This window comes from Polaromonas sp. P4_F6 (assembly GCF_056401275.1).
This window is the reverse complement of the sequence record NZ_JBFUJQ010000014.1, coordinates 72,866-86,046: the sequence shown is the minus strand read 5'-3', so window position 1 is coordinate 86,046 and position 13,181 is coordinate 72,866. Positions and strand designations below refer to the sequence as shown.

The 13,181-nt window shown below is 65.7% G+C and carries 12 protein-coding genes; 5 read left to right on the top strand and 7 right to left on the bottom strand.

Translation table 11 applies throughout. From position 1 onward, the window contains the following. On the bottom strand, positions 1 to 1,400 hold a 1,400-nt coding region (locus AC1DUN_RS23095; RefSeq protein WP_477716019.1), incomplete at its 3' end, for a HAMP domain-containing protein. 295 nt (positions 1,401 to 1,695) lie between these two features. Here AC1DUN_RS23095 and AC1DUN_RS23090 point away from each other — a divergent pair. Further along, entirely contained in the window at positions 1,696 to 2,424 is a 729-nt protein-coding gene (locus AC1DUN_RS23090) for a hypothetical protein (RefSeq protein WP_477716018.1), read from the top strand. 90 nt (positions 2,425 to 2,514) lie between these two features. Continuing rightward, positions 2,515 to 3,426, top strand: a complete 912-nt coding sequence (locus AC1DUN_RS23085; protein ID WP_477716017.1) for a hypothetical protein — start codon at positions 2,515 to 2,517, stop codon at positions 3,424 to 3,426. A 15-nt stretch (positions 3,427 to 3,441) separates the two neighbouring features. On the opposite strand, the gene AC1DUN_RS23080 is transcribed toward AC1DUN_RS23085, so the two are convergent. Genes AC1DUN_RS23080 through AC1DUN_RS23070 form a run of 3 tightly spaced genes read right to left on the bottom strand, consistent with a single transcriptional unit; the run spans position 3,442 to position 4,486 of the window. After that, positions 3,442 to 3,651 carry a hypothetical protein gene (locus AC1DUN_RS23080; RefSeq protein ID WP_477663083.1) on the bottom strand — a complete coding sequence of 70 codons (210 nt, stop codon included), beginning with the start codon at positions 3,649 to 3,651 and terminating at the stop codon, positions 3,442 to 3,444. 33 nt (positions 3,652 to 3,684) lie between these two features. Continuing rightward, positions 3,685 to 4,020: a hypothetical protein gene (locus tag AC1DUN_RS23075; protein WP_477716016.1), complete on the bottom strand. Its 336-nt coding sequence runs from the start codon at positions 4,018 to 4,020 to the stop codon at positions 3,685 to 3,687. A 31-nt stretch (positions 4,021 to 4,051) separates the two neighbouring features. Next, a complete protein-coding gene (locus AC1DUN_RS23070) occupies positions 4,052 to 4,486 on the bottom strand; it encodes a response regulator (protein WP_477716015.1) in 435 nt (144 codons plus the stop codon). 351 nt (positions 4,487 to 4,837) lie between these two features. Between AC1DUN_RS23070 and AC1DUN_RS23065 the strand changes: the two genes are divergently transcribed. Both AC1DUN_RS23065 and katE read left to right on the top strand, forming a co-directional pair. Continuing rightward, the gene (locus tag AC1DUN_RS23065) at positions 4,838 to 5,107 is read left to right on the top strand and encodes a hypothetical protein (protein WP_007865479.1); all 270 of its coding nucleotides are present in this window, start codon (positions 4,838 to 4,840) and stop codon (positions 5,105 to 5,107) included. A 109-nt stretch (positions 5,108 to 5,216) separates the two neighbouring features. Further along, positions 5,217 to 7,391, top strand: a complete 2,175-nt coding sequence (gene katE, locus AC1DUN_RS23060; protein WP_477716014.1) for a catalase HPII — start codon at positions 5,217 to 5,219, stop codon at positions 7,389 to 7,391. 13 nt (positions 7,392 to 7,404) lie between these two features. On the opposite strand, the gene AC1DUN_RS23055 is transcribed toward katE, so the two are convergent. The 3 genes from AC1DUN_RS23055 to AC1DUN_RS23045 form a co-directional block, all read right to left on the bottom strand. Next, positions 7,405 to 9,909, bottom strand: a complete 2,505-nt coding sequence (locus AC1DUN_RS23055) for a penicillin acylase family protein (RefSeq protein ID WP_477716013.1) — start codon at positions 9,907 to 9,909, stop codon at positions 7,405 to 7,407. 99 nt (positions 9,910 to 10,008) lie between these two features. Continuing rightward, the gene (locus tag AC1DUN_RS23050; protein ID WP_477716012.1) at positions 10,009 to 10,944 is read right to left on the bottom strand and encodes an FHA domain-containing protein; all 936 of its coding nucleotides are present in this window, start codon (positions 10,942 to 10,944) and stop codon (positions 10,009 to 10,011) included. A gap of 135 nt (positions 10,945 to 11,079) precedes the next feature. Beyond that, on the bottom strand, positions 11,080 to 12,519 hold the full coding sequence (locus AC1DUN_RS23045; RefSeq protein ID WP_477716011.1) for an aldehyde dehydrogenase family protein: 1,440 nt from the start codon (positions 12,517 to 12,519) through the stop codon (positions 11,080 to 11,082). A gap of 317 nt (positions 12,520 to 12,836) precedes the next feature. On the opposite strand from AC1DUN_RS23045, the gene AC1DUN_RS23040 reads away from it, so the two are divergent. Further along, positions 12,837 to 13,178, top strand: a complete 342-nt coding sequence (locus tag AC1DUN_RS23040; protein WP_477701044.1) for a hypothetical protein — start codon at positions 12,837 to 12,839, stop codon at positions 13,176 to 13,178. The last annotated feature ends 3 nt before the right edge of the window (positions 13,179 to 13,181 follow it).

Genomic DNA, 13,181 nt, shown 5'->3' with positions numbered 1-13,181 from the left:
TTCCAGGTGCCGGCCACGCCCTGCACATCGGCCTGSCCGCCCAGCTTGCCTTCGGTGCCCACCTCGCGCGCCACCCGCGTCACTTCCGAAGCGAAAGAAGAAAGCTGGTCCACCATGGTGTTGATGGTGTTCTTGAGCTCAAGAATCTCGCCCTTGACGTCCACCGTGATCTTTTTGGACAGGTCGCCGGCTGCCACGGCCTTGGTCACGTCGGCGATGTTGCGCACCTGGGACGTCAGATTGCCGGCCATGAAGTTCACGTTGTCGGTCAAGTCCTTCCAGGTACCGGCCACGCCCTGCACGTCGGCCTGGCCGCCCAGCTTGCCTTCGGTACCCACCTCGCGCGCGACGCGCGTCACTTCAGAGGCAAAAGACCGCAACTGGTCCACCATGGTGTTGATGGTGTTCTTGAGTTCGAGGATTTCGCCCTTGACGTCCACCGTGATCTTTTTGGACAGGTCGCCGGCCGCCACGGCGGTCGTCACCTCGGCGATGTTGCGCACCTGGGCTGTCAGGTTGGAGCCCATGGAGTTGACCGAGTCGGTCAAGTCCTTCCAGGTGCCGGCAACGCCCTGCACGTCGGCCTGGCCGCCCAGCTTGCCCTCGGTGCCCACTTCGCGCGCGACGCGCGTCACCTCGGCCGAGAAGGTGCCCAGCTGCTCCACCATCTTGTTGATGATCATGGCGGTGCGCAGGAACTCGCCTTCGAGCGCCTTGCCCTCGGCCTCCAGCGCCATGCTCTTGGACAGGTCGCCTTGCGCCACGGCGCCTATCACGCGCGCCACTTCGCTGGTCGGGTGCACCAGGTCGGCGATCAGCGAGTTGATGGACTCGGCGGAGTCGCGCCAGAAACCCGAGGCGTCGGGCACAAAGGCCCGCTCCTTCAGGCGCCCCTGCTTGCCGACCACGCGGCTCAGGCGTTCGAGTTCGCGCGCCATGCGCACGTTTTCAGAAACCACGTCGTTAAAGGCATCGGCCACCTTGCCGGGCACGCCGGTCCAGTCTTGCGGCAACGAAGCGCGCGCGTCGCCTTTTTTGAGGTCGGTCAAGGCGGTCAGCACCACCTTGGTCTGCTCCGTGACCGTCTCGGCTTCGTCGAGCACGGTGTTGATGGCCATCGCGTTCTGCAGCCAGAAGCCCGAGAGTTTGTCCTCGGGCAGGCGCCGGCTGGCGCGTGTCGACAGGCGGGACTTGGACGCCAGGCCTTTGCAGCGGCTGGTGGTCGCGGTCGTCATGGCCGACAGCTGGTTGAATTCGGCGGCGATCTTTCCATAGACGCCGTCCCACTCGGTTGGCAGTGTGACGCCGGCTTCCCCACGCCTGAGCGCGCTCAGGGATTTGAGAATGGACTTCAATTCGGTGTCGCGCTCCACCACCGAAAGCTTGGTCAAAGCTTCCATGCTGTTCATCCTGTATTGAGGGTAACTTTTTGTAGAAACGGGTACCGAGATTACTCGCGAAGATACAGAATGACAATCAAATCGCACACTATTTTCCTAAGCGCGAAAACAATGTGCGGCGAGCTTGTGACAAGGGCCAAACTGTAGGTTTTGGCTTACACGAGCTCCCCTTTGAGCGCTGTACATTTTGGAGTTACGCCTTGAAAAATATCGCGACCGGATGTGCGTCGCTGCACGGCGTGGGCCCTGCAGACTCGCCTGCAGTTTTTGTGAAACCACCATCGGCGGCAGCACCATGAGCGTTCCATCCAGCAGCACGGCAACACAGGCAAGCGGATTGCAAAGGTGTGAGGCGGAAGCGGCGCACTACGCGCTGCTGCGCCGGCTGGCCCCGGTGATACGCCACAACATGGCGGGAACGCTGCAGCCGATTGCCATGGTGGCGGCCATGCTGGAGCGGCGCCTGCAAAAAACCGACACGGACCCGCAAGCCCTGCTGAGAAACGCGCGCGACATCGTGGCGCTGACCAAGGAAGCGGCCGCATCCTGCGTGGACCTGATGAGCTGGCTGGCACCCAAGGAAAAGCGGCTGATCATGGCCGGCGCGGGCATCGCGGAATGCCTGGGCATGGTGGCGACGCAGCTGTCGTTCAAGGGTTTTTCGGTGGTCGACAACACCGGCGGCCCGCTTGTGCAACTGCCCCAGTCGGCGCTTCGCACCGTGCTGACCGCGGCCCTCATCGCGCTGACCGATGCGGCCGCCGCGCCCGGCAAGGTGCTCATAAGGGCGGAATTCGCGCAGGACATTCTTTCCCTTCACGTCGAGCTCAAGCCGGACGATGCCGCCGAGCCCATGCGCGCGGCGGACAAGCCGCCCTACCGCCTGCTGGACTGGCGCGATGTGCAGGTACTGGCGCAGCAGGAATCCGTACACATGGTTCGCGCGGAGAACCGGCTCACGCTGCAATTCGAAGCCACCGCCGCGGCAGATTCGCCGGCGCGGGCGGAGACGGCGCAAGCCTGAACGGCCGCAGGCTTCAGGCTCGCGGCGACTCCGTGTAGGACGAGGGAGCGTATGCACAACAGGCCTCGTTCGCGCTGGCACACTGAGGCCATGAGTTCTCTTCGACGTTTGGGGCGCCGTGCCCTGCTGTGCGGCTGGCTGCTTTGCGCCGCCCATTTCCCGGCCGCGGCGCAAGCGCCGCAGGCAGCCGCCGCGAACGCGGAATCCGGCGCGCCGGCCCTGCTCGAAAAGCACGCGGAGCTGGCCGGGCAGCTTGCGCAGAATGCCTACCGCAGGCCGCTGTTCCTGGAGTCGGCCGAAAGCGCCAATGAGGTGACCGGCAGCGCGTACGCGGTGCTGAATTCGCCCTTCGCCACGGTCAGCGGCGCCTTCAAAAGCCCCAGGCGCTGGTGCGAGATGCTGATACTGCACATCAACACCAAGTACTGCCATGCGAGCGCCGACGAAAGCCCGAGCATGCTGAACATGCACATCGGCAAAAAGACCGAGCAGCCGCTGGAAGACGCTTTTGCGCTGCAATTCAGCTACCGGCTGGCCGCCAGTTCGCCCGACTACCTGGCGGCGAACCTGAGATCGGACAAAGGCCCCCTGGGCACCAACAACTACCGTATCGAGCTGCAGGCGGTGCCGCTTCCCGGCGGCAAGACCTTTATGCACCTGCGCTATTCCTACGGCTACGGCGTCGCCGGCCGCCTGGCCATGCAGGGCTACCTGGCCACGGCCGGCAGCGGCAAGGTGGGTTTCACGCGGGTGCAACGCGGCACCACCACCGCCTTTGTGGACGGCATGCGCGGCACGGTGGAGCGCAACACCATGCGCTACTACCTGGCGATAGAGGCCTACCTGGCCTCGCTGGACAAGCCGCCGGCCCAGCAACTCGAGGCGCGGCTGCAGCACTGGTTCGACGCGACCGAGCAGTACGCCCGGCAGTTGCATGAGGTGGACAAGGAAAGCTACCTCAGCATGAAGCGGGCCGAATACCAGCGCCAGCAGGCCTCCTGAACTGGAAGCGAATGGCTAGAAGTCGGAAGTCCTGGCCGGCCTGGCCTGGGGCGGCACGTGGGTGCCCGGCTCGCGGATCGGCAGCGTGGGCTCGGGCGGCGGTGGATCGGTGATCTCGGGCGGCATGCCCGGTTCGGGCGGCACGATCAGCGGCGGGACTTCCTCGGGAATGTGGATGCCCGGTGTGCCGGGCGGCGGCTGGGGAACATGAAGATGCAGGGGCATGGAGTTTTCCTTGATTCAGGGACGCCTGCGGCCTTATCGCAAGCGGGACCGGCGCGCCAGCTGCAGGCGGCCGCGCAGTTGCGAGCGCAAGGCCAGCATGGCCAGTGCGCCCGCCGCGGCGGCCAGCAGGGCTGACTGGCAGGGCCGGGCCGCGACATGCGCGCGGACGGCCTGCGTGAACGGCAAACCACGCTTGCCGGCGACGGCAGAACCGAATGGCGGTAGCGGCAGCGCGGCGGCACTGCCCTGCCCTTCAACCCGCACGGCCTCTTCGGCCGTCTGGAACACATCGTCATCCAGCCGCCTGGGCCCGCTATAGGGCGGCAGCTCAAGAGGCATATCGGCGAGTGAAGCCGCAGGTGTGCTCATGGTCCGGGCTGGCTGTGCTGCGGGTTGGGGCTCAGGCGGACTGCAGCCTTGCATCCAGTGCGTTCCTGGAGTCGTCATTGGCCGCGGTTTCCAGCTTGCGGCTCTGCGTGAGGCAGTAGGCCAGCAGGCAATCGATTTCGGTGGACTTGTCGAACACCGCGTCCACGCCCAGCTCGGCGCAGCGCATGCGCATTTCGCGCGTGGCGTAGTTGCTGAAGACCACGATCTTCTGCGAGGGGCTGCGCTCGCGGCAGGCTTGCAGGATCCTGAGGCCGCTGCCCTGCTTGAGGAACAGGTCGACGATGGCCAGGTCCCACTGGCCTTCATGGTGCGTCAGCCATTCGGTGCCCTCGTCTTCGGTTTCGCAGCTGCCGACCGACTGCACGGGCGCCAGCTCTTCCAGCGTGCTGATCAGGTTGTCGCGGATGGTCGGATTGTCTTCCACGAGGTAGGTTCGCATTTTCATGGTGGGGTGCCGATCCGCAACAAAGGCAAACAAGGATGGTGGGGTGGGCTCATGCCGGTTTTCATGTCCTTGAATTTACGTGTGCTGCCCGCGGCTTTGTGCCGGAGGGGCGAGCATGGCCTTGTAGGAGAAAAGGCCACGCGGCGCCGCGGGCTTCTTCAAAAACCATGGGACCGGGGAAGAAAGCGCACCCGCGCCAGTTCCTGGTGGGCCGGTAAGCGGTGTCTTACGCGAGGAGCAGAAAGCCCTTACATGGCACGCCGACGTCGGGCTACCGCCAGGCCGGCCGCGAGCCCGTAATGTCCATGCACCACCTCAGTGACGATCACCCAAGCACAGGAAACCACCACCATGAAGCTGATGGCCGGACTTTTGACAGGCATGGCCGCGGGGCTGCTGACCGCCTGGCGGGTCCACGCCGACCCTCGCAATATCGACCTGCTCCATGCTTTCCTGACGGTGCTGGTCTGCGCGGCGGGCCTGTTCCTGGTGTCCATGGCCCTGCCGGACAGCATCGCGCAAGTCCTGCAGGAATTCATGGCCTGGTGCCTGGCGGGCACGATTGCCGCGCTGGGCCTGCTGGCCACGGTCAAAGTGCTGGAAGGCCTGCTCGACAACTGACCGCCACACGGCGCCGGTGCTTGGCCGATGTTTGCGCACCTTCCCTCCCGCATCCGCCTGTGGGCCACCAGCCCCAGGCGGAGCCTCTTTTTTTGACACAAGGATGTTCATGCCGCCCTCCAAGCGCAACACTGCCAGCCCCCACCGGACCACGGACGGCGCCAAAGACAAGAAGACCCAGCTGGAAAGCTTCACCGCGGGCAGCGCCCCGGTACTGACGACCAACCAGGGCCTGCAGATCCCGGACAACCACAACTCGCTGAAAGCCGGGGTGCGCGGCCCGACCCTGCTGGAGGACTTCATACTCCGCGAAAAAATCACCCACTTCGACCATGAGCGCATTCCGGAGCGCGCGGTGCATGCCCGGGGCGCGGGCGCGCACGGCTATTTCAAGGCCTACAAGTCCATGGTGCAGTACACCAGCGCCGGCTTTTTGCAGGACCCGGATGTGGAAACACCGGTCTTCGTGCGCTTTTCCACCGTGGCCGGCTCCCGCGGTTCGGCCGACACTGTGCGCGACGTGCGCGGCTTCGCGGTGAAGTTCTACACCGCCGAGGGCAATTACGACCTGGTGGGCAACAACATCCCGGTCTTCTTCATACAGGACGCGATCAAATTCCCGGACCTGGTCCATGCGGTCAAGCCGGAACCGCACAACGAGATGCCGCAGGCGGCCAGCGCCCACGACACCTTCTGGGACTTCGCCTCGCTGATGCCCGAATCCACCCACATGCTGATGTGGGCCATGTCGGACCGCGCCCTGCCGCGCAGCTTTCGCATGATGGAGGGCTTTGGGGTGCACGCCTTTCGTTTCATCAATGCGCGGGGTGGCGCCTTCTTCGTCAAATTCCACTGGAAACCCAAGCTGGGCGTGCACGGCCTGGCCTGGGACGAGGCGCAGAAGATCGCCGGCAAAGACCCCGATTTCCACAGGCGCGACCTGTGGGAGGCGATTGAAAGCGGCAACTTCCCGGAGTGGGAACTGGGTGTGCAGATCGTCGACGAGGGCAAGGAGGCGGAACTGGGCTTCGACATCCTCGACCCGACCAAGCTGATTCCCGAATCGCAGGTGCCGGTGCAGCCCATAGGCAAGATGGTGCTGAACCGCAACCCGGACAACTTCTTCGCTGAAACCGAGCAGGTGGCCTTCCATCCGGGCCACCTGGTGCCGGGCATTGATTTTTCCAACGACCCGCTGCTGCAGGGCCGGCTGTTCTCGTACACCGACACCCAGCTGTCGCGCCTGGGCGGCGCCAACTTCCATGAGATCCCGATCAACCGGGCGGTCTGCCCCATGCACAACTTCCAGCGCGACGGCATGCACCGCCAGGCCATCGCCAAGGGCCGGGTCGCCTACGAGCCCAACACGCTGGGCAACGGCACCGAGTTCAGGGTGGACGGCGGCGCGCAGGGCTTCCAGTCTTATCCGGAGCAACTGGAGCCGCCGAAAATCCGGCGCCGCAGCCCATCGTTTGACGACCATTTTTCGCAGGCCGCGCTGTTCTGGAACAGCCAGAGCCTGCCGGAGAAAGACCATATCGTGGCGGCCTTTCGTTTTGAACTGTCCAAGGTGGAAGTGCCCGAGATCCGCCAGCGCATGGTGGACAACCTGGCCCATGTGGACCTGAAGCTGGCCACGCGCGTGGCAGCGCCCCTGGGCATCAAGCCGCCCGACCCCAAGGCCGCGGCCGGCCGGCTGGGTTTTCGCGAGCACCGCATCACCAGCAAGGTGGAGGAAGACCCGGCCCTGCGCATGGTGGGCCGCCCGGGCGGCAGCGCCAAGACCCGCAAGGTGGCCATCCTGGTGGCCGACGGCGTGGAGGCCGCGGCGCTCAAGCGCCTGCAGCAGGACCTGCAGGACGCCGGCGCCCAGTGCAAGCTGGTCGCGCCGCACCTGGGCACCGTGAGCACCTCATCGGGCCGGCAGCTGGCGGTGGACCACACTTTCACCAACATGCCCTCGGTGATGTTCGACGCGGTGCTGATACCCGGCGGCAGCGAGAGCGCCGCCACGCTGGGCGCCATGGGCGAGGCGGTGCACTTTGTGCTCGAGGCCTACAAGCACTGCAAGACGATTTGCGCGGTGAACGACGGCGCGCAGCTGCTGTCCACCCTGGGTTTCAGCCTGGGCAAAGACCCGGAAGCCGTCAGCGAGCCCACGCCGGGCGTCATCATTGCCGATGCGCGCAAGGTCACGGACGGCCAGGTGTCGCAGGATTTGCTGGCGGCGATCGCGCAGCACCGCCACTGGGACCGGCTCAACGTGGACGCGATCCCGGCGTGAGCGTCACAAGGCTTCAGGGCGTCAGCGTGAGCTGGTGCGCAAAGGCCGGCGGGTTCATTTGCAGGGGCCGGTATTGCACGGCGGCCCAGCTGTCCCGCATGTCGCGGTAGCGGCCGGAAAACACCAGGCCGCTCTGCCCGGTCTGGTAGATAAAAAGGGATTTCTCGGGGTCGCCCATGTCGTACACCGCGCGCAGGGACGCGGCCTGCCGGTTGGCAAAGGGCGTGGCGTCGCCGTTGGCCCAGTACTGGCCCACGTTGACCGTGAACGGGTCGCCGCCCGTGGGCACGCGCACGTCAAACCAGGGCGCGAGCCAGGCGACGTTGCCGAAGGGTTTGTGCGCCGACAAGGCCGGGTGCGCCCTGCCCCAGGTCCAGCCGCCCACGTCGGCGCCGTAAGCCGCCTGCAGCCGGTCCAGCGCCCGGGCCAGCGCCGCCGCGGACTGCGCCTGGCAACCGGCCGCACCGCACCAGCTGAGGTCCTGGCGCTCCAGGATGTCCTCCAGCGCGCTCCTGAAATGGCGCTTGCCGTAAAGCGGCCTGAAGGTCGCCTCGCCGAGCTTGCCGCCCAGGATGCCGCGCGTGAGTTCGTCGGCCCAGGCGGCAAATACCAGCGGCGCGGCCTGGTCGGCGCGCATGCTGCCGTCAAAGCCGGCCAGGGCTTTGCGCGCGGCTTCGGCCAGCGGGTGTTTCACCGGCTGCGCCAGCGTTTTTTGCAGGAAAGGCAACAGCTTGAGCGTCGCGGGCGACAGCAGGTCGGCCTGGATCTTTTGCATGGAGGCCACATCGTGCTTTGGCGCGGCCGCCAGCAGCTGCTCGATCCGGTCGTAACGGTAAGGCACGGTCCAGTCCTGGCCCATGAAGAAGGGATAAGCCGGCGGCGTGATGCGCTGGTTGGCCGTGGCCCACCAGCCCTTGGCCTCGATGGCGGCGCGGCCGGCCTCGGGCGTTTGCGCATACGGCAGCCAGCCGGCCCAGTCGTAGCGGGCGTCCCATCCCGGCGACGGCGCGATGCCGCGAATGTCGTTGTCGGGCCTGCGCAGCGGCACCTTGCCGGCGGCCTTGAAGGCCAGGCCGCCCGCGACGTCCGCCGCCACGACGTTTTGCATGGGCGAGTGGTGGGCCGCGAAGGCGTCCACCAGCTCCTGCACGGACTGGGCGCGGTTGATGCGCAGGCCCGCGAGCACCGTCTGGTTGTCGGCGTCCAGCGCGCTCCAGCGCAGTGCGATGACGTATTTGCGGGTGTCCAGCAGCTCGGCGTGCGATTTCTGCACATCGCTGAGCACCGGGCCGTGGCGGGTCTCGCGCACATCCAGCGGCACGTCGGGCTGGCCCTTGACCTTGATGGTTTCGCGGCGGGTCTGGAAGTCGGCCCAGGCGCTGCCTGCGGCGGCCGGGATGCGGTATTGCCCGGGGTTGGCGGGATTGATCTGCTCGAGGTACAGGTCCTGCACGTCGGGCGCGGTGTTGGTGAATCCCCAGGCCATTTTTTCGGTGCGGCCCAGAACCACAAAAGGCAGGCCGGGCAAGGTCGCGCCTATGACGTCCAGCCCGGGACCGCCCCCGGCGGCGGGCGCCTGCAGGCGCGCGAAGTACCAGATGGCCGGCGCCGACAGGCCCAGGTGCGGGTCGTTGGCCAGCAGGGGCTTGCCGCTGGTGCTGTGCGCGCCCGCCACCACCCAGTTGTTGGAACCCTTGCCATCGACCTCGCCCAGCGCCTCGGCCCAGTCGTTGATGCCTTGCGCCATGGCGACCGCGCCGGCGTCCGGGCCGCGGGAAACCTTTTGGGTGGCGGGAAGCTCAGCCCGGTACACGCCGAGCTCGGCGTAAAGCTTGCTGAAGTCCACCTTGGACGCCGGCTCTTCGCCGGGATAAGGCGGGAACAGCTGCCAGAGTTCGGGGGTCTTGAGCACCCGGGCGGCGGACAGGCGCGCGAATTCGGTGCCCCAGTTGCCACCCAGGTCCAGCGCCATCATCAGCGACCAGGCCAGGCTGTCGGTGGGCGACCAGGCCGTGCCGGAACTGCCGCCGGGCTTGACGCCCAGGATGTGGAACTCGGGGGACAAGGCCTGCGGCGAGCCGGCGTAAAAGGCGTTGATGCCCTCGCTGTAGGCCTGCATGGCCTCGCGTCCCTCGGCGGGCAGGCCCTGCCACTGGCGTTCGGCGGCGCGCACCACGCCCAGCGTGCGCAGCAGCTTGTCGGTGTCCAGCGTGGCCGGCCCGAACACCTCGGAGAGTTCACCGTGCATTGCGCGCCGGTTGAACTCGAGCTGCCAGCCGCGTTCCTGGGCATGCACATAGCCGAGGGCAAACCAGGCGTCGCGCGGTGATTGGGCCTTGATGTGGGTGACGTCGGACGGGTCGCGCGCCAGGGTCACGCGATCCCGCAGGCCGGCGGCCCGCAGCTCACCGTCCAGCGCGGGACTGGCCCGGTACACATAAATGCCCAGGGCCGCCGCGGCAAGCAGCAGCAAGGCGGCCAAGGCGGCAAAAATCCGTTTGAACCAGACCAAGATCATGTTCCCTGTAAGTTCGTCGGATGGAGCCCACCCGGCGGCAGCACCACGGTGCGTGGCGGGCCTTTTTTGGCATCCCGCACCCGGCAGGATGGCCCCGGCCTACTTTTTCTGCAAGTGCATTTTGCCGTCGGCAAACTTGAAACTGACGGTGGGCACGGTGAAATCCTCAAAGGGAGCGCCCAGCGCGATCTCGCCTTCGAGCAGCAACACGCACTCCTGCCGGCGCAGCGCGATCACCGCCGCGTTGTCGGAAAAGCGCACCCAGGTGCCGTAGCTGCTGACGTCTTCGAGGAAAAACTTGCCGGCGCGGTATTCGATCCGGGCATGCCGGCGGGACACGCGCGGATCCTGCACCACAAAATGCGCATCCTGGTCGCGGCCCAGGAAGATGGGCAGCTCGGTCGAGGCGAAGGCGGTGTTGATGTCCAGCCAGCACAGCTCGATCAGCGCCAGGGCGGCGGCCGGCGGCGTCGCCGGCGGCACCGTGAGGCTGGCGGGTACGGTGAAGGACTCCGACATGACCTCGGACTGCCATTCGATGCGGTGCACCAGGCAGGCCTCGCTGCGGCCGCGGATTTCCAGCGCACCCAGGCTGCGCGAGCGCACGAGTGTGTCAGAGGGTAAGTGCCGGATGACGGCGTCGGTGGCCAGGATCTGGTCGGGGCCCGAGAGGTCGCTCAGGCGTGAGGCCAGGTTGACGGCGTCGCCGAAGCAGTCGCCGTCCTGCTCGACGATTTCGCCGCGCGCCACGCCCACTTGAAGGCGCATCTTGAGCTGCTCGGGCCAATTGCGAATGCGATCGCGGTGAACCCGCTGCAGTTCGGTCACTGCGTCGACGGCGTCCGCATTGTCGGGAAACACCACCAGCACGCCGTCGCCGAGGTATTTGACGACGTGGCCGCGGTAGGCATGGCAGACCTTGCCTATCCACTGGGTCAGTCGCGTGATGGCCTGTGTGGCCTTGGCATTGCCCAGTGATTCAAAAACCCCGGTGCTTCCTGTGAGATCGGCAAAAACGACGGTAACTTCTGCCATAAATCGATGTAACTGCTTGTAGTTTTGACGCCATTAAAACATAAGTAGCACATAGAACTTATGACAAAGGCGCACCGCCGCGGTGCCACGGCCACTTACCCGGCCGGGCGGCGGGAGGGCCGGGGGCGCAAAAACTCAGCTCGCGCTGGGTTTGAGCTGCATGGCCTTGAATTCCAGGAACTCCTCAAAGCCATACACGCCGTTTTCGCGGCCATTTCCCGACTGTTTGTAACCGCCGAAGGGCGCCTGGCCGTTGAAAGGCCCGCCGTTGATGTCGACCTGGCCGGTGCGCAGGCGGCGCGCCACTTTCATGGCGTGCTCGTCGGTGCCGCTCCAGACGGCGCCACCCAGGCCGTAAATGGTGCTGTTGGCGATCGCCACGGCCTCCTCTTCGTCCTTGTAGGGAATGACCACCAGCACCGGGCCGAAGATTTCCTCCTGGGCCAGCGTGTCGGTGGCCTTGATGCCCAAGATGGTGGGCTGGACAAAATAGCCCTTGTCGAAAGCGGGCGCCTCGGCGCCGCCGGCGATCACGTCCGCGCCCTCCTCGATGCCGGTGCGGATGAACCCCAGTACGCGGTCGCGCTGGCTGGCGCTGACCAGGGGGCCCAGCTTGCTGCCCTCCTCCAGGCTGGGGCCTATGCTGAACTTGGCGATGGCGGCCTGGGCCAGGGCCTTGACCTCTTCATAGCGCCCGGCCGGCACCAGCAGGCGGGTGTGGGCCGAGCAGGTCTGCCCGCTGTTGAGCATGCAAGCCGAAACCGTGCCCTTGACGGCGGCCTCGAAATTGGCGTCGTCAAGCACCACGCTGGCCGACTTGCCGCCCAGCTCCAGCGCCACGCGCTTGATGGTCTGGCTGGCCAGCTCGCCCACGCGCTTGCCGGCGCGGGTGGAGCCGGTAAAGCTCACCATGTCGACTTCCGGGTGGGTGGCCAGCACCTCGCCCACCACCGGGCCCATGCCGTTGACCAGGTTGAACACGCCGGGCGGCAGGCCCGCCTCATGAATGATCTCGGCCAGGATCATGGCGTTGACCGGGGCGATTTCGCTGGGCTTGAGCACCACGGTGCAGCCGGCCACCATGGCCGGGGCGATCTTCAGCGTGATCTGGCTCAGCGGGAAATTCCAGGGCGTGATGCAGCCGACCACGCCTATCGCCTCGCGCACCACCAGCGAGTTGCCGACGGTTTTTTCCCACTGGAACTGGCGCGCCACCTTGGCGAAGTTGCCCCAGTGCCAGGCCGGGCCGCCCACCTGGACGGCGCGGGCCATCTTCAGGGGCATGCCGACTTCGCGGGCAATGGCCACGGCCAGGTCCTCGGTGCGGGCCTTGACGCCGGCCGCCACCTTGTCCAGGTAGGCGGCGCGCGTCTCGACCGGCAGGGCCGCCCAGCCTTCAAAGGCCGCGCGGGCCGCCAGCACGGCGGCTTCGGCCTCCGCAGCGGTACCGGCGGGCACCGTCGCCATCAGCGCCTCGGTGCTGGAATCATGGACGGGCAGGGTTTCGGGAGACTGGGCCTTGACCCACTGGCCATTGATGTAATGCGCGGGATATACGGTCATTTGTGTGCTCATGGCGGTCCGGAAAAGGCTTGAAGAAGGCCCGGGGGAAGGCCCAAAAAATGGTGAATAATGCCCAAAAAGAGGATGAGTGACTTTCGACTCACAGGAAAAATCCCCCTGTAGGCCTAAAGATTTAGACAGTGTTCAAAACCAGAATCTACTTGACATCTGGTTACTAACTCCTTGATTCATTTGTTGTTTTGCGTTAACCATTTCACACAAAACACCTTGCATATCCTTAGATGTCGTCTTAATCTAACAGAAGACGCCGTTCCGCGGGGACGCGGACAAATATCCCACGGATGTTCCGGTAGAAAGTTGTGAAACACATGCGCTGGTTAAAACCGAATCTGAAAAGCAGCTTCATGGCTTTGCTGGGCTCTGGCGAGGTCACACCTTCCATACTGGAAGACCGCACCGAGGACATCCGCCAGTTCATCCTCGACGAGCTCGGCGAATTCGGCGAAAAACACTATCCCAAGATCACCCGCCGCGTGCGCTACGCCCAGGACGTGCAGAGCCTGTGGTACACCCGCGGCGACGTGATGGCCGTGCTGGCAGCCATGCACGGTGAGACCATCGCCCGTGAAAAAGTCAGCCGCATCAGCGACAAATTCAAGGGCATGCTGCCGCGCGGACTGAGTTCGCGGTCCAGCCCGCTCACCACCTGAACC

What these genes read in the sequence shown, in the direction of transcription:
- AC1DUN_RS23050 (WP_477716012.1), bottom strand. Translation starts at nt 10,944, where the DNA reads ATGGCAGAAGTTACCGTCGTTTTTGCCGATCTCACAGGAAGCACCGGG.
- AC1DUN_RS23075 (WP_477716016.1), bottom strand. Translation starts at nt 4,020, where the DNA reads ATGAGCACACCTGCGGCTTCACTCGCCGATATGCCTCTTGAGCTGCCG.
- AC1DUN_RS23040 (WP_477701044.1), top strand. Translation starts at nt 12,837, where the DNA reads ATGCGCTGGTTAAAACCGAATCTGAAAAGCAGCTTCATGGCTTTGCTG.
- AC1DUN_RS23080 (WP_477663083.1), bottom strand. Translation starts at nt 3,651, where the DNA reads ATGCCCCTGCATCTTCATGTTCCCCAGCCGCCGCCCGGCACACCGGGC.
- AC1DUN_RS23065 (WP_007865479.1), top strand. Translation starts at nt 4,838, where the DNA reads ATGAAGCTGATGGCCGGACTTTTGACAGGCATGGCCGCGGGGCTGCTG.
- AC1DUN_RS23055 (WP_477716013.1), bottom strand. Translation starts at nt 9,909, where the DNA reads ATGATCTTGGTCTGGTTCAAACGGATTTTTGCCGCCTTGGCCGCCTTG.
- AC1DUN_RS23085 (WP_477716017.1), top strand. Translation starts at nt 2,515, where the DNA reads ATGAGTTCTCTTCGACGTTTGGGGCGCCGTGCCCTGCTGTGCGGCTGG.
- AC1DUN_RS23045 (WP_477716011.1), bottom strand. Translation starts at nt 12,519, where the DNA reads ATGAGCACACAAATGACCGTATATCCCGCGCATTACATCAATGGCCAG.
- AC1DUN_RS23090 (WP_477716018.1), top strand. Translation starts at nt 1,696, where the DNA reads ATGAGCGTTCCATCCAGCAGCACGGCAACACAGGCAAGCGGATTGCAA.
- katE (WP_477716014.1), top strand. Translation starts at nt 5,217, where the DNA reads ATGCCGCCCTCCAAGCGCAACACTGCCAGCCCCCACCGGACCACGGAC.
- AC1DUN_RS23070 (WP_477716015.1), bottom strand. Translation starts at nt 4,486, where the DNA reads ATGAAAATGCGAACCTACCTCGTGGAAGACAATCCGACCATCCGCGAC.